Raw genomic sequence first — 20,132 nt, forward strand, 5'->3', positions numbered from 1 at the left:
CTTTAATAAAAAATGCAGTAGCCAGCTAAACCTGGTTATCCGCATCCGAGCGCAGTGCCTACAATAGCAACGCCAGGACAATACCAAGGGCGATCATCGACAGTTTCGCCACATTGAATTTATGATTTTCACTCGCCTCAAAAATAATCGTTGAGGAAATATGGAATAAGATTCCGATGACAACCGCCGTAATCTGAGTGTAATAGTCGTTTAAAACCGACAAGGATTCTGCCGCAAAGGTACCTAAAGGCGTCATGATTGCAAATGCAGCCATAAATATAAAAATCGTGGTTTTTTTCAATTTGCCATTGATGAAGAACAGCGTCAGGATGACCGCAATCGGTAAGTGATGGATGGCGATTCCCATAGCGAGGTCGTGATGCCGGCTTACCGGAAATCCTTCGAGGAAGGCATGCAGGCAAAGACTGAAGAACAAAGTCCACGGCATCCGCAGCATTTCCTCGTGACCGTGTACATGACCGTGTTCAGCGCCTTTCGAAAAGAACTCCAATAAGATCTGGAACAATATCCCGACCATAATAAAAATACCAACAGTATTGGAATGTGCTTCGCCACTTTTCAGGTGTTCCGCTTCATAAACTTCCGGAAGCAGATGCATTACCGTCAGCGACAGCAGGAATGCCCCACTGAATGAAAGCAGTAATTTCAGGCTTTTCTTCTTTTCGGGCCTGATGAAAATGGCGAAGGCGTAACCTGCCAGAACAGACAATAACGGGAGTAAATAGTTCATTATTTGAAAATCATGATCAGGCGTTCGCTTTCAGTTTGATGGAATTTCCGGAGCTTATAATCCCCGAAAACGTCAAGAAGGAAGATTCCCGCCTGGGCCATCATATGTTCAAAGTCGGACAGCATCAATGCCTGGACCCGCTCGGTGAAGTGGTAAGAGGTACCCTGGTCTTCAAAATCAATTTCCTTAAAGATATGGCCATCAGCATGATAGCGTTTAATGCGGAATGTAATTCCCTCTACTATTTTCTCTTCTTCCGGAACAAGATGATTGATGACATGCGCGGCGTTCATAAAGTCGATAACGGCAAATCCGGTCTCGTTGAGGCTGTCCCTGATGGCTGCGAGGGTTTTCATATTGTCCGCATCGTCTTCAAAATAACCGAAGCTGGTAAACAGGTTGAAAACGGCGTCGAACTGTGCTGCGCAAGGCTCGCGCATATCGTGAACCACAAAATGCAGGTGGTCGTTTTCGTGCTTTTTGGCCTCGGCAATACTATTCTCAGACAGGTCGGCACCCGTAACGTCATACCCCAGTTCGTTCAGGTAAATCGAATGCCGTCCTTTGCCGCAAGCCAGGTCAAGGATTGTAGCGTCGTCCGGTAAATTCAGGTATTGGGTGATATTGTCCATGAAAAGACGCGCTTCGGTATTGTCGCGGTCCTTGTAAAGAATATGGTAATACGGCGTGTCAAACCAGGAAGCGTACCAGTTGGGTTTCAGGTTTTCGTCCGCAGGGCGGCCGTTTTCCGCGGATTGGCTGTTTTGATTTTCGGGCATATTCTTTTTTCAGATTGAAACGCAAATTTAGACTATTTTTGCCAGATTTATACAGGGACGCCAAGTTGTTCTCAAGGCAAAAGCGGGATGATGTCCGGAAACGGATCAGCTCACTACACGCCTGTCCCATCCAAATACAAAAATTATGGAAGCCAATTTTAAGATGATTGCCAAGACCTTTTTCGGTTTTGAAGAAATACTGGAACAGGAACTCAGGGCCTTAGGCGCACAGGATGTGGAAGCCGGTGTACGCATGGTCAGCTTTAAGGGCGACAAGGGTTTTATGTACAAAGCCAACCTGTCGCTGCGTACTGCCCTTAAGATACTCAAGCCGGTGTATCATTTCAGGGCATCCAATGAAGACAGCCTGTACAAAGGCATTTACAGCATGGATTGGTCGAAGTATATGACCCCCGATCAGACTTTTGTGATTGATGCCACGGTGAACTCCGATCGATTCCGGCATTCTGAATTTGTATCGCAAAAATGCAAGGATGCCATTGTCGACCAGTTCCGGCAGAAAACAGGGCAGCGTCCGAGTATTGACAAGACGCATCCTGATTTGCGGCTTAACATCCACATCCACCAGGATCAGGTTTCGGTGGCGCTGGATACTTCCGGGGCGTCGCTGCACCACCGCGGTTACCGGACCGCAACGAACATCGCCCCTATCAACGAAGTGCTTGCTGCAGGGATGCTGTTGCTTTCAGGCTGGAACGGGCAGGGCGATTTTGTCGACCCGATGTGTGGCAGCGGGACGATTCTGGCGGAAGCCGCTATGATCGCATGTAACATTCCGGCAAATATCAACCGCAGGGAATTCGCTTTTGAAAAATGGGCCGACTGGGACAATGAGCTGTTTGACATGATTGCCGAATCCTGCCTTAAGAAAGTGCGCGAATTCCATTACACGATCAAGGGCTATGACAAAGCGCCGTCTGCCGTCCTGAAGGCGAAGGACAACATCCGGAATGCCAATCTCGACGATTACATTTCGGTGTATGAGCGCAATTTCTTCGACACCGAAAAAGAAACGCAGGGTCCGCTGCACATGGTATTCAATCCGCCATACGGCGAACGCCTCGACATCGATATGGAGCGTTTTTACGCAGAAATAGGCGATACCCTCAAAAAAAGCTATCCGAATACGAATGCCTGGTTTATTACGGCAAACATCGAAGCCCTGAAGTTTGTTGGTCTGAAACCATCCAGAAAGATAAAACTGTTTAACGGAAGCCTTGAAGCGCGCTTCGTCAAATATGAAATGTACGAAGGAAGCAAACGGGCCAAATTCAACCCCGGTATGTCGGGCGATAATCCAAAATCATTATGAAACCCACTACAAAAGCACTGCTTTACAACTTCATCTGCTTTGCGGCCTTGTACCTGCTGATGTATTTCCTTGCAGCCGAATTCACGAATCTTAACGGTTGGCTTAAACCGTTGACGGCAGCCGTTGCGGCCAGTCTGCTCGCACCCAAGTTCCAATCCGTGAAAACAGGTGCAGGCGAAAAGGTCTTTATGAAATGGATTTTTGTGAAAGGGGTAAAGCAGGTGGGATAAAAACCGGATGCCGTACAGTCGCTACTTTGCAGCTTTAGCCTCGTCTGATTTTTTCTGATCCATCTTTACCTGTTTCTTATACAATGGCAGGAAGTAAGACACCGAATAATTAAAGCCAAAACCAAAATCACCGTCGTAAGTACGGTTAAATCCCGGAATGTAAAGGTTGTCGAATCCTGAAGGTTTCCTGTTGGACACCAAAGTGCTCAGCCGGATGCTGAACCCCACGAATATGTTGTTGAAAACCTGCGCCTTCATGCCGGCAACTGCCTCGACCCATTGGGCAGAGAGCCCGCTGTATTTTTCACCCACGGCAATGGTGGAGGTTTCATTAAAGTACGGATTGGGATTGTATACTTTGTAACTGTTGAGCTCCTGGCTGAACGTACTGATGCCGTACCGCAATCCGACATAGATCATATTTTCAAGGTCGAGCCAGTTTTCATGCATATTATAGTCAAAACCTAAACGCAGGAAACTGCCCTTGGTCGTAAAATTAAGCTGGTCCTCGTCGGTGGTCTTGTTTTCATTCCCGATTTCGGCAGCGAGATAATACTTTCGCGTCAGTCGGTAATCCCCCGAAAATTCAATGCCCTTATAATCCTTATCGTAAAAAGAGCGCGAGAGCTTGAACAGATCAGCCCCGACGCGCACGCCATAACGTTCCTTCTTTGGCTTGACCGAATCCTTTTTTACTTCCTGTGCCTGCAGCATCAAACCCATGCAAAGGAAAAAGGCACTAAAAAAATATTTTAACGTGTGTTTCATTTTCGGTTTCGAGGTTTGATTTGATGATCTCCACATTCTTGATCCAGTTTCCGGCATTCGCGGCCGGATTCCCATTGATGATCAGCGGCGCCGTATCATCGTTCACGTCCGGGTTAAGCCTGAACAGCGTCTTGAATCCACAGGCGCGGGACACATATTCACTGGTACGGGTGTAATTCAATCGGATCATATCGGATACGTTGAGCACATCATTTCCTGAATTCAGCGTCAGCGTATACTCTGCCGTATCATCATTGATTTTTAAGGGGAGCATGATCTTGTTGGTGTTTGCGAGGTATCGATTCTCATCATCCTCGGGCAAAGCATCATTGAAGACAATGGCCTGGTCAGCGCCAGTGCCCGTCACTTTTAAATTGGTTACGTCCTTAAGCAGTGCGGGGTTGGTGAAGTCATAAAACTCGATGACAAGCCGCGGTGTGGTAGGTGTGGATGAATCACAGATATCATCTTTCTCACAACCTGAAAAGGCAAAGGCCAGTAACAGCAGTAAATAAATCTTTTTCATATTGCAATCCCGCTCCGGGACGATTATCTTTTTTCTAAAAGTACGACATTTTCGACATGGTGCGTCTGCGGAAACATGTCAACAGGGCGCACACGTGTAACTTTATATTTTTCATCCATCAGCGCCAGGTCGCGCGCCTGTGTAGCCGAGTTGCAGCTGACATACACCACTTTTTCCGGTGCAATCCTGAGGATCTGCTCTACCACGTCCTTGTGCATACCGTCGCGCGGCGGATCGGTAATGATAACATCAGGATTGCCATGCGCTGCGATAAAGGCTTCGTTGAAAACCACTTTCATATCGCCCACGAAGAAGTCGCAGTTCGTAATCCCGTTACGCCTGGCATTTTCCCTGGCATCAGCAATCGCTTCGGGTACGGCTTCCACACCGACGACCTTCTTAGCCTGTTTCGACACAAATTGCGCAATCGTACCCGTTCCCGTATACAGGTCATACACGGTTTCTTGTCCTGTGAGACCGGCAAATTCGCGCGTGATTTTGTACAATTCATAGGCCTGGGCCGAATTGGTCTGATAAAAAGACTTCGCGTTGATGCTGAATGTCAGGCCTTCCATTTCCTCATAGATGAAATCGCGTCCTTTGTACAGTTTGATATCCTGATCGTAAATCGTATCATTCGGTTTGCTGTTGATTACGTATTGAAGCGACGTAATCTGTGGAAAGGTTTCGGAAAGAAAATCGAGCAATAATTCACGCTGCGGCTTGTTTTCGTGGAAAAACTGTATCAGGACCATAATCTCACCCGTCGACGCGGTGCGGATCATCAGCGTGCGCAACAGTCCTTCATGATTCCTTGGGTCGAAAAACGCCAGGTCGTTTGCAATGGCAAATTTGCGGATCTCGTTCCTGATCTGGTTTGACGGATCTTCCTGAAGGTGGCATTCCGTAATGTCCAGGATCTTATCCCACATCCTGGGGATATGGAATCCCAGTGCATTGCGGCTGTCGATCTCGTCTGAGGTGCCAATCTCCTTTTCAGTCAGCCAACGGGAATTCGAAAAACCGAATTCCATTTTGTTGCGGTAAAAGAATTGTTTTTGTGACCCCAGGATCGGCTCGAATTCAGGCAACGCGATCTTCCCGATGCGTTGCAGGTGGTTCTTGACTTCATTTTGTTTGTAATGCAGTTGCCGGCTGTATTTCATGTTTTGCCATTTACAGCCGCCGCAAACCCCGAAATGCTGGCATTGGGGCTCTGTTCGGTGCTCCGACAAGCCATGAAACTTTATCGCTTTTCCCTCGTAATAGGCTTTCCGTTTTTTGAACGTCTGTACATCCACGGTATCGCCTGGAACCACATTAGGAATGAAAATCACCTTGCCGTCAGGGGCTTTCGCTACGGAAACGCCTTTTGCACCCGCATCGAGTACTTCAATATTTTCAAAAATGATCTTGTCTGTCTTTTTTGCTGCCATGCCGCAAAAGTAAGCTTAAAATTAAAACCTGCCATATTTTTCAGTTCGGCGCATTAATTTTTATTCATTTGCGAATAATGTTATATTTGGAAAACCGATACCTCACCGGTTTCGTAATTATCGTTGCCAGCAATCAAACACAATCACCATGAAATTATACGCCGCCTTATCCAATTTGGGCTTTCTGAAGGACCGCTATGCGGGAAAATTCCTTTTTGTCGCATTTGTCGGAATCCACATTCCGCTTATCGGACTGCTATTTTTTATCGCGTTTTATGAGTCTAAGATTTCTCCGACATCGGTCATCGTCATTGCCCTGGCGCTGACCTTGTTTGCCACGGCGGTGACATTGGTCCTGCTGAAGAAACTCATCGCTCCGATCGACGCCGCCTCCAAGGCATTGGAAAATTACCGGAGCACACGCACCGTCCCGAACCTTCCCGTAGAATACACCGACGCTGCCGGCCTGCTGATGGCCAACATCCAGTCCGCCATCAGGATTAATGAAGCGCTGCTGCAGCAAAAACAGGATATGGCCGGTTTGCTCTCAAACGATATGAAAGCTTTTGCCGAAACGCCGCTTGCATCTGCGCGCAGGATCATCAGCCTGCAACCCTCACCGGCGATTGCTGCTGAGGCCCAGACTATCGCAGATTCTGCCGAAAGACAAAAGGAGTTCCTGCAGACTTACGTCGCCATCTTAAAGGAAGAAGAAGCGCTGTCCCGGAAAATGTTTAAGGTAAGGGGGATTCGTTTCGCTGAGATCGTCAATGCCCTGAAAAAGCAATTTGAGGAAAAACTGCGTGCAAAGCGCATCGAGTTGGTCACCGACTTAAAAATTACCGAAACGCACCTGCGTATCGACAGCGAATCCCTGCTTACGGTGCTTGGCAGTCTTATCGACAATGCGGTGAAGTATTCGCCCGTCGGGGAAACCATCACGCTCAGTGTATACAGGCAACATTCGCATATCATGATTACAGTCGCCGACAACGGCGCGGGGATGGGCACGAGCAGTAAAGACTTCTTCAGCCTGGCCAATATGACGCGTTCGGACAAGGATGGCAAGCCCAACGGCATGAGCCTGTACCTTTCAAGCCAGATTATCAAGAAAGCGGACGGGCTTTTCTACGCGGAAAGCGGCGGCGACATCAAAGGCGCCACCTTCGTTATTGACCTCAAGATGTACCGCAAAAAGTAGTGTTTTGTTTGTGTTAATTTTTCGCGTCACGATCGCATTGTCCGGATTAAGGTGTAAATTTAAGCAACAAAAAAATCAACAATATGAAACGCAACGCAACCGCAGTCTGGAAAGGTTCCCTGAAAGAGGGCAATGGCAGGCTTACGACACAGAGCAAGGTGCTCGACAATTCACAGTATTCGTTTAAAACCCGTTTTGAAGACGGCATCGGGACAAACCCGGAAGAGCTTATTGCAGCGGCGCATTCGGGCTGCTTTACCATGCAGTTGTCCGCTTATATCAGCGAAGAAGGTTACGAGATTGAAAGTATTGAAACCAAGTGTGATATCGATTTTCAGAACGGAGCCATCGTAAGTTCGGTGCTGACCGTAAACGGGAAAGTCAATGGCATTTCAGCAGAGAAGTTTCAGGAACTCGTGGACAAGGCAGAAAAGAACTGTCCGATCTCAAAATTACTCAACACCGATATCTCCTCAACGGCAACGTTGCTGTAAACAAAAAAACATTTCTAAGCGCGCCTCATTTCCGAAAGGGAACGGGGCGTTTTTTTAAGATGGGTGAATATCTTTGGCAAAAAGATAAGATTCTCCATTTTATATTTATTTTTACGCCGCAAACGGATGATTTCTCTCCATAAGAAGGAATTGTAAAAACATATTCTAAAAATCAGTATCAATGTCAGTTTTAGAAAAAATCAGTTCAGAAGCATTTATCGAGATGGAAGACAAGTATGGAGCACACAATTACCATCCTTTGCCTGTGGTGTTGAGCCGCGGAAAAGGCGTGTATGTGTGGGATGCCGAAGGAAAGCGGTACTACGACTTCCTGTCAGCATATTCTGCGGTCAATCAAGGCCATTGCCATCCGGATATTGTTGAAGCGCTGATCAACCAGGCGCAAACCCTTACGTTAACGTCGCGGGCTTTCCACAATGATAAATTAGGGCTTTACGAAAAGTTTCTTTGTGAGTATTTCGGATTTGACAAAGTATTGCCGATGAATACGGGCGCAGAAGCGGTGGAAACCGCAGTAAAGCTTTGCCGGAAGTGGGCGTATGAAGTCAAGGGTATTGAAGAGCAGCAGGCCCAGATTATCGTGTGCGAAGGCAACTTCCATGGCAGGACCACGACCATTATCTCTTTCTCCAACGATGAAAATGCCAGGAAGCATTTCGGGCCGTATACTGCCGGATTCATTAAGATTCCCTACGATGACATTGACGCTTTGGAGCAGGCGTTGGCTTCCACAAAAAATATCGCCGGTTTCCTCGTAGAACCTATCCAGGGAGAAGCGGGCGTCTACGTGCCGTCTGAAGGATATCTCGCCAAAGCCAGCGCGCTTTGCAAAAAACACAACGCTTTGTTCATTGCTGACGAGGTACAGACCGGCATCGCACGTACCGGGAAGTTGCTGGCCGTGCACCATGAAAATGTACAGCCTGATATCCTGATCTTAGGCAAAGCCATTTCGGGCGGCGTGTATCCGGTTTCCGCGGTGCTTGCAAATGACAACGTGATGCATGTCATTAAACCGGGGCAGCACGGTTCAACGTTCGGAGGCAATCCGTTGGCGGCAGCGGTGGCCATGGCAGCACTCGAAGTGGTTGAAAATGAAAATCTTGCTGAAAATGCCGAATATCTCGGAACCATTTTCAGGGAAGCTATAGGTGAGTACATCAGGACTTCGAATATAGCCACGCTGGTGCGAGGTAAGGGATTACTGAACGCTATTCTGATCAATGATACTGAAGACAGCGATACGGCGTGGAATATCTGCCTCCGCCTGGCCCATCACGGACTGCTGGCCAAGCCAACCCACGGCAACATCATCCGGTTTGCACCGCCGTTGGTCATGACCGAAGAGCAGCTGTCCGACTGCATTAATATCATCATAAAGACCTTAAAGGAATTCGAGAAATAAAAAGGACCCGCTTTGAAGCGGGTTTTTTGTTTAAAACTTTTAATTCCGGCAAATGGTGGTGAAACCAATTTTGTTAAATTTGGAAATTAACTTTAAAACTGGACATTATGGAAGGCGATTCTGCTTTTGGAAAATTTGAAATGCAATTAACCGATTCTGCCAAGGAATTCCTGAGGGAAGTAGGTAAATGGGCTCATTTTTTAAGTATCATCGGGTTTGTGTACCTCGGGCTTATGGTGCTGCTTACGATAGCCGTAATCACCACGGGCAACTCCGCACTGATCAATCCAGGTGGAGGAAACGAGCAGGTTCAGGATATGAACCCGACGGCGTTGGGACTTATACTGCTGATTGTAATCGCCATCATGTTTTTTCCGGTTTTTTACCTGAACAAATTCGCGGTCAACCTCAAAAAAGCCTACAGGGAAAACAGCTCCGAATATTTGGCTTCGTCAATGGAATACCTGAAGTCTCACTATAAGTTCATCGGAATTTTCACGATTATTTTCCTGTCGATTTATGTACTCGCCTTTTTGCTGATGATCGTAGCGTTGCTGTCAGGGGCAGGAGCAGCATAATTATAAAGAGAATATCACAATCCGTTTCGGGCGACCGGAACGGATTTTTTGTTTGGAAAAATCGTAATTTAGACTCCAAAATGCACTACATGAACAAAATCCTGGTCCCGCTGATTTTCGTGTCCATATTGCTCGCACTTTACGAGCAAAGCAAAACGCATCCGAATGTGTATGTCATGATTGCGGCCATCGCAGTGTTCATGTTTTGCATGATGCGGCTGAGCGCCAAAATACCAAGTAAGAACCAACGCAATGACGATGACGATGTACAAGAAGGGCGATAAGGTGATGGTGCTTGACGATGACATCGAAGGCATCGTGATGAATGTGCAGGGCGAATCGGTCACTGTGGAAACTACCGAGGGATTCGAACTTACGTTCCATCAAAAGGAACTGCTCCTGGTGGGCGGACCCGAAATCAATTTTACCACTGGGAATATCAGCCAAATCCTAAAAGAAAAAGAGATTCCGAAACCACGTAGTTTTGTAAAGGAGAAAAAAGTGAAGGAAGTTCCGGTTCCCGAATTTGACCTGCACATTGAAAAACTTGTAAAGAATCCCCGCGGAATGAACAATTTCGACATCCTGAATCTGCAGATCGAGACTGCGAAACGACACGTGGATTTTGCCATCAGCCACCGTATCCCTAAAATCGTATTCATCCACGGGGTGGGAGAGGGCGTGCTGAAAGCTGAACTGGACTTTTTACTGGGCAGATACGACAACCTGGATTTCCAGGATGCCAGCTACCAGAAATATGGTGCCGGTGCCACTGAGATTTATTTCAGGCAAAATAAGAAAGCCTAATTCGTGATGTAATCCCCGAAACGGTAGTTGTCGCCAAAAGTGAATTCGAGCCCGTCGGCGTTCTTAAACCGGACATTCCTGAACCGGATGGTATGGATAAAATTGCTGCCGCTCGTCGTTGTTTCAACCTGAATCAGTCCGCTGATCTGATCAACGCCGGGTTGCGCTTTCCATATCTCGGAGACCGCACCGACGTTGCCTCCGCAAAAATCATCCCTGGTCACGACATTGGCATATACCACAAAAAGCAATTGGTCTTCAGTAGTAAGGTAAAATTCCCTGGGATTATCTACCGTAGTGGCCTCATTCGGGAAAAGCGTGGCCAGCGTGGCGGCGTCCAGGTCTAACGCCAAAGCCTGGTTTCCGGATAATTTGTAAAGCAGGTTATTGGTCGTGCAGGTTTGTACGTTTTCAATCGTGGTAAAGTCCACCGGCTTATTCCGGTTCGGAGTGGTGTAGGTTCCGAAATTAATCTGTTCCGTCGTCTGGCGCTCATCATTTCCGCGGTTGAACGTGATATTCTTGAAGATGATGTTGTGACTGAAAGAAGTCACGAGGCTTTCTCCGGTCGCGGCCACTTCGGTATTGACTGCCCTCGTGGTGATTTCAATGGTGCCACCTTCAGCATTCCACTCGTCAATAACCGTAGGCATTGAAGGCGGGATGTTGCTGCAAAGCGTAGACGCGGTTACCGGTGCATCATACACCCTGTAGATCACCTTTACATTTGCTGTGATATCAATGACTATCGGAGTTCCGGCAGGTGTTTCCTTATTGACAAATCGCGTTTGGGGTATCTGGACGATCAGCGCTTCGTTTCCATCAAATTTATACAGGAAAAAGTCGTTGGTGTCTTCTCCGCAGGTTCTTGTCTGCGCATTTTCAAAATCAAACGATTCTACTTTGATATCCCCGTCATTACAGCCATTTAGCAAAATACTGCAACACAATAAAACCAGAAATTTCTTCATGCCAATCTTTTATTTTGAGCAAAAGTAGGTAAAAAAATGAGAATTCACCGACGGCAGCTCACAATGAAATCACAAATTTGCTAGCTTTGCACCGATGAAAAAAATATATTTAGACAACGCTGCGACGACCCAGGTCCGCCCTGAAGTCATTGCAGAAATGAGCAGGATATTAGCGGACGATTTCGGTAATCCGTCTTCGTCCCACAGCTTCGGAAGGGTTTCCCGAAACACCATAGAATTGTCACGAAAAGCCATCGCTGCGCAGCTTCATGCCCAGGCCGGCGAAATCATATTCACCTCCGGAGCCACGGAAGCCAACAATTGGATTATCCGCAACGCCGTAACCCATCTCAGCGTGGGGCGCATCATTACCTCAAAGATTGAGCACCATGCAGTACTTCATGCAGTGGAACGCATGGAAACGGAATTCGGGACAGCGATTGATTTCGTGAAAATTCTTCCCGATGGCAGTGTCGACCTCAACCATCTTGAGGCATTGCTGTCGCAGGAAATCTCTACTTTGGTGTCACTGATGCACGTCAATAATGAGACCGGGGTAATCACCGACATTGCAGCGGTTGCCGAAATCTCGAAGCGACATGGGGCTTTTTTTCATTCTGATACGGTGCAGTCGATCGGGAAAATTGAAATTGACCTGCAACAAATCCCAGTCGATTTTTTGGTTGCCAGTGCACACAAATTCCACGGACCCAAAGGCATCGGTTTTGCATTCATCCGCAAGGGACTTTCCATAAACCCGGTATTTTTCGGTGGAGAACAGGAAAAAGGCCTGCGCCCTGGAACTGAATCGGTACACAATATTGCTGGTATGGCCAGGGCGTTCGAATTGTCATATGCCCATCTTAAGGAAGAGTCAAACCATATCAATGACTTAAAGCAATATGCCGTGCGTAGGTTGTCAGCACAGTTTCCGCAGATGAAAATCAACGGTAATCCCGACGCCACCTTATACAACATCATCAATGTGTTGCTGCCTTTTTCACCCGAGAAGACTTCGATGATCCTTTTCAACCTCGACATCAAAGGGATTGCGGTGTCACGTGGCAGCGCCTGCCAGTCCGGCAGCCCGAAGCCGTCGCACGTACTTGCTGAAATGCTGGAAGCGGCCGATCTCGAGAAACCAAGCCTGAGGATTTCCTTCAGCCATTACAATACCATCGAGGACATCGACGAATTGGTGAATGCACTCCAGCTGATTTAGTTGCGTTTTTGGAAAAAAGTATTATGTTTGCGCAAAACAATTAAAACATAAACCATGAAGAATTTTTTACTGTCTGCAGTAATTTTTTGCGGACTTACTACTGTGGCTTCAGCGCAGGCTAAGGGCGATTTTGAAATGGCCGTTGGTGTCGGTGTGAACTTCTCGACGGTTCAGGATGCCAATCTGCAGGCGGATACCGGCACCGGATTTAATTTTTCCGTTGGAGGTGACTATTATTTTTCAGACCGATGGAGTCTGAAGGCAAAATTGTATTACGACCAGAAGGGCTGGGATGGCGGATTTTTCACTGACGCCAATGGAGATACTTTCCCTGCAGACTACAATGTTAACTACCTTACGGTACCGGTGATGGCCAACTGGCATTTTGGAAAAAAGCGCAATTGGTACCTTAATTTTGGTCCGTACGCAGGTTTTTTAATGAGCGCCAAAGAAAGTTCGGCTGATACCGACGTTAAGGATTTCTTTAAAAGCAGTGATTTCGGACTGGCTTTGGGTATTGGTGTAAAAATACCGGTATCAGACAAGATGAAAATCTTCATCGAGTACGATGAACAGGCTGGTTTGAGCGACATCGCAAAAAACAACGACGGATCAGCGATACGCAACGACCGGGGAAGCTTCAACGTGGGGCTGAACTTTATGCTCAAATAGATAGAATAGCTTACAGCAAAAGAAATCCCGCAAACGCGGGATTTTTTATTTTACCAGCACCAGGTATTCCCAGGGAGCCAACTTGAATACGTCTGCGCCGGCGAGCGTCACTTTGTTTCCGGAAAAAAGTTCGGTATAACTGCCTTTCTGGTATTTCGAATCCAGCGTCGCCGTTGCCGGTTTGCTACTGTAATTGACTATCGCGATCACCCTGTCTTTTCCCTGCGTCCTCGAAAAAGAAATGACCTGCTCAGGCTTGTCATTGAATATCCGGATCATCACCCCGCCTTCGTTGCCATTCCATAGTGCACGGTTGCTGTGCTTCAGCGCAAAGAGTTTGGTGTACAACGGCGCATATGGGAATGCCGACCAATTGATCTCATCCTTATCAAAAAATTTAAGCGAACGCGACAACCCCGCTTCCTGTCCGCCATACACCAGCGGCATACCATTGATCGTGGCGCAAAGCACCATCGAGGCTTTCAGTCCATCTCCGAAATTGGCAACCATATTTCCATTCCAGGAATTCATGTCGTGGTTGTCGGTAAAAAGCATGCGGTAGCCGTTTCGGGGGAACGTGCTCACATCATGCGCCATGTATTCTACAAGTCCGGCGCTGCCTTTCTTATCCTTTGTCACCGCGGTCATTTTCTCAAACAGCGTCCATGAATAGGTCATATCGAATGCTTTCTTATGCAAATCGCGCGATTCCCATTCGGCCAGCATAAACACGGGTTTGATGGCATCGAGTTCGGCGCGCGCGTTGTCCCAGAAATCGGTTGGCACAAAACCGGCCGTATCGCAGCGATACCCGTCGATATTAAAATCTCTGACCCAATGCACCAATGCACCGGTCATGTATTTGCGAAGTTCGGGTTTGTCATAATCGAAATCAATCACGTCATCCCAATCATACCAGGGCGTGGGCTGGAAGTGGCCTTCCGGTGTCTTGGTATACCAGTCAGGATGCTGTTTCGCCAACGGATTGTCCCATGACGAATGATTCGCAACCCAATCGATGATGATGTGCATTCCCATCGCGTGTATGCTGTCGACCAGGCGCCTGAAATCGGCCGCAGTGCCAAACTCAGGATTGACACCGAAATAGTCCTTAACGGAATATTCGCTGCCCAGTGTACCCTTGCGTTTTTCCACGCCTATCGGATGTATCGGCATCAGCCAGATGATGTCGATTCCCATCGCTTTCAGCCTGGGCAGGTGCGATTCGAATGCTTTGAACGTCCCTTCATGGGTGTACTGGCGGATATTCACTTCATAAATCGTGGCATTTTTTGACCAGTCCGGGTGTTTGACTTCCACGTATTCCTTCGGCTCATAAACCGACAGGTCGTTCCCTTTTTCAGGCTTTTTTTCCGGGACGTGGTTGCAGCTGCCCAGGGAAAGTGCAGCCAGCAATCCGATTGATTTGTAGAATGGCTTCATCAGAATTTTCGTTTTTCGGCTTAAAGATATGAAAATGAACTAAAAAGCCTCTGCTGACGATTTGAAAAAAAAGGGGAAATCCTGAAGGACTAAATATACGTCAGCTCACTTCTTTTTCTTCCAGTTTGCCTGCATCGCAGCGTACGATTTTTTCGAAATCCCTGATTTCCGTTTGCTTCTCGAAATACCCTTCTTGCGGCGCGCGTTGATGTTGTTGACGAGCGAGTTTTTGACGCCGAGCCGGTTTTTTTTCCGGCTGTGTTTCCGCGCTTTTTTTATCCTTCTTTTCATGGCTGTGGTTTTTACCGAAATTAGGGCATTTTGAATGCGGCGCTTTACAGCTTTCCCATTTTAATTTACAGGCTGACGGGCCGCCAATTGCAAAAAAAAATCCGTACACATGGTACGGATTTTTGTGACTGATTCGGACTTATGCCTCATTTCCGGGCTGTGCTTTTCCATCCCGCGTTTTGGTGTCGTCCCTGGCATCCATCATTTCCATGAGTTTCATCCCCAGCAGTCCGCTGATCGAACCGTCGGTACCGTTGTTGCCTGAAATCAGGACGTCCGGAATGACCTTGATTTTTCCTTTCCCGATCTCTTCGGTGATTTTATATTTTGTAAAATTGTCGCCGCCCATCGCTGAAACCTGTAACTGATAAGCTTCGGCGGTCGATTTTCCGATGGCCATGATTTTCTCGGCTTCGGCCAGACCGGTTTTGGAGATCTTTTCCGCTTCGGCGCTGGCGTTTAGTTTTGTCGCCTCCGCTTGCGCACCGGCCCGCGCCTTGGTGGCTTCGGCTTCTGCATTGGCCCGCATTTTTGTCGCTTCGGCTTCAGCGTTTACACTGAGCTTGAGGCTGGTCGCATCACCTTCCGCTTTTTTAACGGTGGCGTCGGCAGTCCTTTGCGCAATTTCGACACTTTGAGAAGCGCGCACGATTTCCTTCTGCATGTCTGCAATGGCCGTTTCTTTTTCTACACCCTGCCTTTGTTCCTGCGCCATCCTCTGAGTCTGGTAAGTTTTCTGCTCTTCTTCGGCAATCTTACGATCGGTCAGCGTTTTCATCAGTGATTCAGGCGGAACGATGTCACCAATTAACGTATCCACAGCGTTTACGTTGTATTCATCCAACACCAGCTTGATGTGGTTCTTGGCTGATTCCTGGCGCTCTTTTCTGGTCGACAGGAACGAAATCACATCACTGTCCTGGGCCGAGTTCCGGAAGTAGTTTCCGATAGTGGGTTCTAAAACCTGTGACACGAGGTTGTTCATGCTTCCGAAACGCGCGATGACTTTTGGTGCCTCGTTGGCCGGTACGTGGATGATCTGCGCCACGTCAAGGTTGAATGGGAAACCGTCTTTCGAACGTACCGTAATGGTCGACAGGTTCTTGTCCAGGTTATGCGATTCGCTGCGCGCGTTGGCCCAGTTCAGTACCAGATTCGTGGTAGGCACCGGCTCGAGCTTGGTTGTGTATTTGTTCAATGCGTATTTTCCGGGACCCAGCGGCTCCATCCACACGCCGCGTTGTCCTTTTGAAACGATATTTCCGTGCTTGAAGCTGTCGCCGGTAACGTCTTTGCCATCTTCACCGATATAGGAAATCACAACACCGACATAACCGATAGGCACGTCTGTCATCGGATTTTGTTCTATCAGCACGGCCCAGGGATTGATGTAGTACGAACCGGCCAGCATTATTTGTGGCTGGAGGCCGCGGTTTCCGCCGAGCTCGAGGAACTTGTCGAAATCCTGGAAATTGTTGTGCCCATCGATGTATTTACCGGCAATTTGCCCTTGAGGGATCGGTTCGCCGTCCAGGGCAGTTACAATCCCGATCATGTTTTCGAAAATCTTGATCTGGTCGGACACGATGATTTCGAACAGGAAGGTGTTAATCCGATAAGATCCCGTGGTGATGAACGCCGTTTGCCGCCCTTTTTGTCCGGAATTGTTCAGGAAGGCAGTCGCGTCCTGGAAATTGTCGCAATCGACTTTTCTCGCCAGGATGTGCCCGGTCGGGATTTCTTCACCATCTTTACTCAGCACCAGCCCGATTTTACCTTCAGGAATAATGGTAAACGCGGTCATGTCGACGCTGTATTGCCAGATCCACATGCCCCAATAAAGTCCAGGTGCGAGCGTTTTAGCCTGAAAACCGGCTTCGCCTTTGGTGGCGATGATGCGGCCGTCAGGCAAGGATTTTTCAGCTCCGAAAAGCACGAATTTTTTGGTTACAAGACCAATCTTGTCTTCAGGCACGATGACCATACCGAAGAACACGCGAAGTACAAATTTGTACATAAGAATACCCAGCAGGATCAGGAGCACCCACCAGTAAGAAGCAAGCATTGTTGTCATTTTGTTTTACATTTTGGAGATGTAAAATTACTAAGGATTTAAGAAAATAGTTAGAGGATTTCAGGGATTAACGTTGCATCGTTTGTTTATGTTGATTTTGATGGGAAAAGCTTCAGGAATTGAGGACTTTTTGTTTAAAAGCGGCAGTTTTGTTAAAAATCGTATTGTCGCCGGAACCTGAGCGAACTGACCGAAATGTCTCTTAAAAAACACGCTCGCTACCCTGGTGTTTTGGCCAAAAAAAAAACCGCCCCAAAGGACGGTCTATTCTTAAATCTATTTGTGCAATCCGCGTCTACAAATGGATCACTTCATCATAAGCCGCCGCAGCCGCTTCCATAATTGCCTCACTCATGGTCGGGTGGGGGTGTATGGATTTGATGATTTCATGACCTGTAGTTTCGAGTTTCCGGGCTACGACCGCTTCGGCAATCATGTCAGTAACGCCGGCACCAATCATGTGGCAACCCAGCCATTCGCCGTATCTGGCATCGAAGATTACCTTTACGAAACCATCAGCAGCACCGGCAGCTTTTGCTTTTCCGGAGGCAGAAAATGGGAACTTGCCGATTTTGAGTTCGTATCCTTTCTCTTTAGCCTGTTTTTCGGTCATCCCCACGGAAGCGATTTCAGGTGCGGCATAAGTACAGCCCGGGATGTTTCCGTAGTCGATCTTATCAACATGGAGGCCCGCAATTTTCTCAACGCACGTAATTCCTTCTGCGGAAGCGACGTGAGCCAGCGCAGGTCCGGGAACTACATCGCCGATTGCATAATACCCGGGAATATTCGTCTGATAGAAATCGTTTACAAGGATCTTGTCACGATCGGTAGCGATGCCCACTTCTTCGAGTCCGATGTTTTCAATATTGGATTTGATTCCGACAGCAGAAAGCACAATATCGGCTTCGAGTATTTCTTCCCCTTTAGCTGTCTTAACTGTTGCTTTGACGCCATTGCCACTGATGTCCACTTTTTCAACGGATGCATTGGTCATGATTTTCACGCCGGCTTTCTTCATCGAGCGTTCCATTTGTTTGGACACTTCCTCGTCCTCCAATGGGACTATGTTCGGAAGGAATTCCACAATCGTAACGTCTGTTCCCATCGAATTGTAGAAATGTGCAAATTCTACCCCGATTGCACCGGAACCCACGACAATCATGGATTTAGGCTGTTCCGGTAAGGTCATCGCCTGACGGTAACCGATCACTTTCTCGCCGTCCTGCGGCAGGTTAGGCAGTTCACGCGAGCGTGCACCTGTAGCGATGATGATATGGTCGGCTGAATATTCCGTCACAGTCCCATTGTTGTCCACGGCGACCTTTTTGCCCGGCTTGATTTTTCCGGCCCCTTCGATCACATCAATCTTATTCTTTTTCATCAGGAACTGCACACCCTTACTCATGCCGTCGGCCACACCACGCGAACGGGAGATCACCGCGTTGAAATCCTTATCGTATTCCTTAATGGTCAGTCCGTAGTCAGAAGCATGTTTAAGGTAATCAAATACCTGTGCCGATTTCAACAGGGCTTTCGTCGGGATACATCCCCAATTCAGGCAGATCCCGCCGAGACTTTCCTTTTCGATCACAGCAACCTTAAATCCGAGTTGCGAAGCCCTGATGGCCGTAACGTAGCCACCGGGACCACTTCCTAAAACTATAATATCGTATTTCATTATGTATATTTTGCGGTTTAAAATTTGTGTACGAAAGTAAGTATTTATTTGGTTATTGTAAAATGTTTGCGCCAATTGGTGCTGCAAAAAACTACTCCAGGATATTCTTGTTGGTGCCTTTAACCTGATGGGAAATCACGGCCTTTTGTGCCGCAACGCGCATTACAAGCCTTTCGTCGGTGATTTTATCTCCAAGCTTGATCTGCGTAAGATCATTTTTTGTGTCATGCCACAACACGGCGCGCTGCCGGACCCTGTCGTTCGTGTTGCTGTTCATGAGCAGGTAGGCTATGTCGTTTGAAGCATATAGGTAGATGGCCTCTCCGCCATCCTTACCGCCATAATCCAGCCCTAGGCCGATGCGGTCCTCATCATCCGCAAATCCGAAGCCGCCGCGTTCATCGCCGGTGTTGTCATTAATGATATAGGACCAGCCTGCCGAATTCCGGTCTTCGAGTTTCCCGCCAATCTGCAATTTTCCATCTTTACCCATGAATAAGCGGTCGGTGCCGGTGCTGTCCACAAAAACCAATCCTGACATCGCGTCGTGCCGTTTGCGGCCTTTCTCCTGTGGTATCGGGCTGCCCATCATGATAAAAGGTTTGCCCGCGGCATCCTCTACAATAAGGCCTTTGGTGCGGATGATTTCTTGATTCCCGGATTTGAATGAGACCAGGAGTCCAACAGCAAGGCATCCCGCCAAAGCCATGAGCGCGATGCGCAGTTGGCGCACCTGTCTCTGAAGCGATTCAATTTGATTTTCCATAAGATTATTTCTGTTGATGATGAACTTGTCTTATTGCGGCTCGTTGAAATTTCCCAGTTTCCTGACAATTGAAACCACTGTCGTTGCGATGATTGCCCCTGAAAAAGCCAGAAAGATATCTTTCTGGGCATCCCAGATGTCGCCCTGAGTGCCGAGGTAAGCGGCGCCCTGTTCCTTAAAAAGGATGTCGGCAACGGCCCATTCGATCAGCTCATAGAAAGCACTGATCGACAGGGTGATCTCTATCGGCAAGGTCCAGGCCACCCAGGCAGGGAATTTCAGCCATTTGAGAAACATTTCGCGCATGGGGTAGGCCAGCAGGAATCCGAAGCTGAAGTGCACAATGCGGTCGTAATGGTTCCTTTGTAAATCCAGGACATCTTTCAGCCAGTATCCGAAGGGATTTTCAGCATAAGTATATTTCGAGCCATACACATGCAGGCACAAATAGATGCAAATCAACAGATAACTGAGGTCGCTGAACTGGTATTTCCTGTGCGTAAAGGTAAGGAAGCCCAGAAACAGGAAAACCAGGGTGTTTTCCAGAAACCAGTTTGACGTGTCCGTAGTCCCTATAAATGAATTGATCCAGCAACCGATGAAAACAGCGCAAAAAAGCTGCAGCCATCGGTTTTGCTTAAACTTTTTTCTGTCGGTGGAAATGGCGATGGTGAAGGACATAG

At 47.7% G+C, this 20,132-nt stretch carries 22 protein-coding genes; 10 read left to right on the forward strand and 12 right to left on the reverse strand.

Going from position 1 to position 20,132, the window contains the following annotated elements:
• Window positions 1-58: 58 nt before the first annotated feature.
• Both HYN48_RS10530 and HYN48_RS10535 read right to left on the reverse strand, forming a co-directional pair.
• The gene (locus tag HYN48_RS10530) at window positions 59-751 is read right to left on the reverse strand and encodes a ZIP family metal transporter (RefSeq protein ID WP_108371477.1); all 693 of its coding nucleotides are present in this window, start codon (window positions 749-751) and stop codon (window positions 59-61) included.
• Window positions 751-1,530, reverse strand: coding sequence for a class I SAM-dependent methyltransferase (locus tag HYN48_RS10535; protein ID WP_108371479.1), 780 nt, complete (start codon window positions 1,528-1,530; stop codon window positions 751-753). Before HYN48_RS10535 ends, HYN48_RS10530 begins: the two co-directional genes overlap by 1 nt.
• Before the next feature lie 145 nt (window positions 1,531-1,675).
• Between HYN48_RS10535 and HYN48_RS10540 the strand changes: the two genes are divergently transcribed.
• Together HYN48_RS10540 and HYN48_RS10545 are read left to right on the forward strand one after the other, a co-directional pair.
• Window positions 1,676-2,863 (forward strand): THUMP domain-containing class I SAM-dependent RNA methyltransferase, encoded by a 1,188-nt coding sequence (locus tag HYN48_RS10540; RefSeq protein ID WP_108371481.1) that lies wholly within the window; start codon window positions 1,676-1,678, stop codon window positions 2,861-2,863.
• Window positions 2,860-3,093 (forward strand): hypothetical protein, encoded by a 234-nt coding sequence (locus tag HYN48_RS10545; protein WP_108371483.1) that lies wholly within the window; start codon window positions 2,860-2,862, stop codon window positions 3,091-3,093. Before HYN48_RS10540 ends, HYN48_RS10545 begins: the two co-directional genes overlap by 4 nt.
• Before the next feature lie 21 nt (window positions 3,094-3,114).
• Here the strand turns inward: HYN48_RS10545 and HYN48_RS10550 are convergent, their stop codons facing one another.
• From HYN48_RS10550 to rlmD, 3 genes are read right to left on the reverse strand one after another with little or no spacing between them, the layout of a single operon-like run.
• Window positions 3,115-3,861: a DUF6048 family protein gene (locus HYN48_RS10550; protein ID WP_108371486.1), complete on the reverse strand. Its 747-nt coding sequence runs from the start codon at window positions 3,859-3,861 to the stop codon at window positions 3,115-3,117.
• The gene (locus tag HYN48_RS10555) at window positions 3,833-4,387 is read right to left on the reverse strand and encodes a DUF6452 family protein (protein WP_108371488.1); all 555 of its coding nucleotides are present in this window, start codon (window positions 4,385-4,387) and stop codon (window positions 3,833-3,835) included. Before HYN48_RS10555 ends, HYN48_RS10550 begins: the two co-directional genes overlap by 29 nt.
• 23 nt (window positions 4,388-4,410) lie before the next feature.
• Window positions 4,411-5,823, reverse strand: coding sequence for a 23S rRNA (uracil(1939)-C(5))-methyltransferase RlmD (gene rlmD / locus HYN48_RS10560; RefSeq protein WP_108371490.1), 1,413 nt, complete (start codon window positions 5,821-5,823; stop codon window positions 4,411-4,413).
• 148 nt (window positions 5,824-5,971) lie between these two features.
• On the opposite strand from rlmD, the gene HYN48_RS10565 reads away from it, so the two are divergent.
• The 6 genes from HYN48_RS10565 (at window position 5,972) to HYN48_RS10590 (ending at window position 10,329) form a co-directional block, all read left to right on the forward strand.
• Window positions 5,972-7,024: a sensor histidine kinase gene (locus HYN48_RS10565; RefSeq protein WP_108371493.1), complete on the forward strand. Its 1,053-nt coding sequence runs from the start codon at window positions 5,972-5,974 to the stop codon at window positions 7,022-7,024.
• Window positions 7,025-7,107: 83 nt separating this feature from the next.
• A complete protein-coding gene (locus HYN48_RS10570; RefSeq protein ID WP_108371495.1) occupies window positions 7,108-7,518 on the forward strand; it encodes an OsmC family protein in 411 nt (136 codons plus the stop codon).
• A 181-nt stretch (window positions 7,519-7,699) separates the two neighbouring features.
• Window positions 7,700-8,944: an ornithine--oxo-acid transaminase gene (gene rocD / locus HYN48_RS10575; protein ID WP_108371497.1), complete on the forward strand. Its 1,245-nt coding sequence runs from the start codon at window positions 7,700-7,702 to the stop codon at window positions 8,942-8,944.
• Between the two features lie 107 nt (window positions 8,945-9,051).
• Entirely contained in the window at window positions 9,052-9,522 is a 471-nt protein-coding gene (locus tag HYN48_RS10580) for a cytochrome ubiquinol oxidase subunit II (RefSeq protein ID WP_108371500.1), read from the forward strand.
• 89 nt (window positions 9,523-9,611) lie between these two features.
• Entirely contained in the window at window positions 9,612-9,806 is a 195-nt protein-coding gene (locus tag HYN48_RS10585; RefSeq protein ID WP_108371502.1) for a hypothetical protein, read from the forward strand.
• Window positions 9,787-10,329 (forward strand): Smr/MutS family protein, encoded by a 543-nt coding sequence (locus tag HYN48_RS10590; protein WP_108371505.1) that lies wholly within the window; start codon window positions 9,787-9,789, stop codon window positions 10,327-10,329. Before HYN48_RS10585 ends, HYN48_RS10590 begins: the two co-directional genes overlap by 20 nt.
• Here HYN48_RS10590 and HYN48_RS10595 read toward each other — a convergent pair.
• On the reverse strand, window positions 10,326-11,300 hold the full coding sequence (locus HYN48_RS10595; RefSeq protein WP_108371507.1) for a hypothetical protein: 975 nt from the start codon (window positions 11,298-11,300) through the stop codon (window positions 10,326-10,328). The two genes, HYN48_RS10590 and HYN48_RS10595, sit on opposite strands and share 4 nt — an antisense overlap.
• Window positions 11,301-11,394: 94 nt before the next feature.
• Between HYN48_RS10595 and HYN48_RS10600 the strand changes: the two genes are divergently transcribed.
• Both HYN48_RS10600 and HYN48_RS10605 read left to right on the forward strand, forming a co-directional pair.
• Entirely contained in the window at window positions 11,395-12,522 is a 1,128-nt protein-coding gene (locus HYN48_RS10600) for a cysteine desulfurase family protein (protein WP_108371509.1), read from the forward strand.
• A 54-nt stretch (window positions 12,523-12,576) separates the two neighbouring features.
• Window positions 12,577-13,194 (forward strand): porin family protein, encoded by a 618-nt coding sequence (locus HYN48_RS10605; RefSeq protein WP_108371511.1) that lies wholly within the window; start codon window positions 12,577-12,579, stop codon window positions 13,192-13,194.
• Window positions 13,195-13,239: 45 nt separating this feature from the next.
• Here HYN48_RS10605 and HYN48_RS10610 read toward each other — a convergent pair whose 3' ends face one another.
• From HYN48_RS10610 to HYN48_RS10635, 6 genes are all read right to left on the reverse strand, one after another.
• Window positions 13,240-14,637 carry an alpha-amylase family glycosyl hydrolase gene (locus tag HYN48_RS10610; protein WP_108371513.1) on the reverse strand — a complete coding sequence of 466 codons (1,398 nt, stop codon included), beginning with the start codon at window positions 14,635-14,637 and terminating at the stop codon, window positions 13,240-13,242.
• A gap of 100 nt (window positions 14,638-14,737) precedes the next feature.
• The gene (locus HYN48_RS15290; RefSeq protein ID WP_181248456.1) at window positions 14,738-15,037 is read right to left on the reverse strand and encodes a hypothetical protein; all 300 of its coding nucleotides are present in this window, start codon (window positions 15,035-15,037) and stop codon (window positions 14,738-14,740) included.
• A gap of 30 nt (window positions 15,038-15,067) precedes the next feature.
• The gene (locus HYN48_RS10620; RefSeq protein ID WP_181248457.1) at window positions 15,068-17,002 is read right to left on the reverse strand and encodes an SPFH domain-containing protein; all 1,935 of its coding nucleotides are present in this window, start codon (window positions 17,000-17,002) and stop codon (window positions 15,068-15,070) included.
• 295 nt (window positions 17,003-17,297) lie between these two features.
• Window positions 17,298-18,683 carry a dihydrolipoyl dehydrogenase gene (gene lpdA, locus HYN48_RS10625; RefSeq protein WP_108371520.1) on the reverse strand — a complete coding sequence of 462 codons (1,386 nt, stop codon included), beginning with the start codon at window positions 18,681-18,683 and terminating at the stop codon, window positions 17,298-17,300.
• 91 nt (window positions 18,684-18,774) lie between these two features.
• Window positions 18,775-19,449 carry a hypothetical protein gene (locus HYN48_RS10630; RefSeq protein WP_108371522.1) on the reverse strand — a complete coding sequence of 225 codons (675 nt, stop codon included), beginning with the start codon at window positions 19,447-19,449 and terminating at the stop codon, window positions 18,775-18,777.
• Between the two features lie 30 nt (window positions 19,450-19,479).
• The gene (locus HYN48_RS10635) at window positions 19,480-20,130 is read right to left on the reverse strand and encodes a DUF2238 domain-containing protein (protein ID WP_108371524.1); all 651 of its coding nucleotides are present in this window, start codon (window positions 20,128-20,130) and stop codon (window positions 19,480-19,482) included.
• Between the last annotated feature and the right edge of the window lie 2 nt (window positions 20,131-20,132).

The organism is Flavobacterium magnum (assembly GCF_003055625.1).
In the GTDB taxonomy this organism is placed as follows: Bacteria; Bacteroidota; Bacteroidia; order Flavobacteriales; family Flavobacteriaceae; genus Flavobacterium; species Flavobacterium magnum.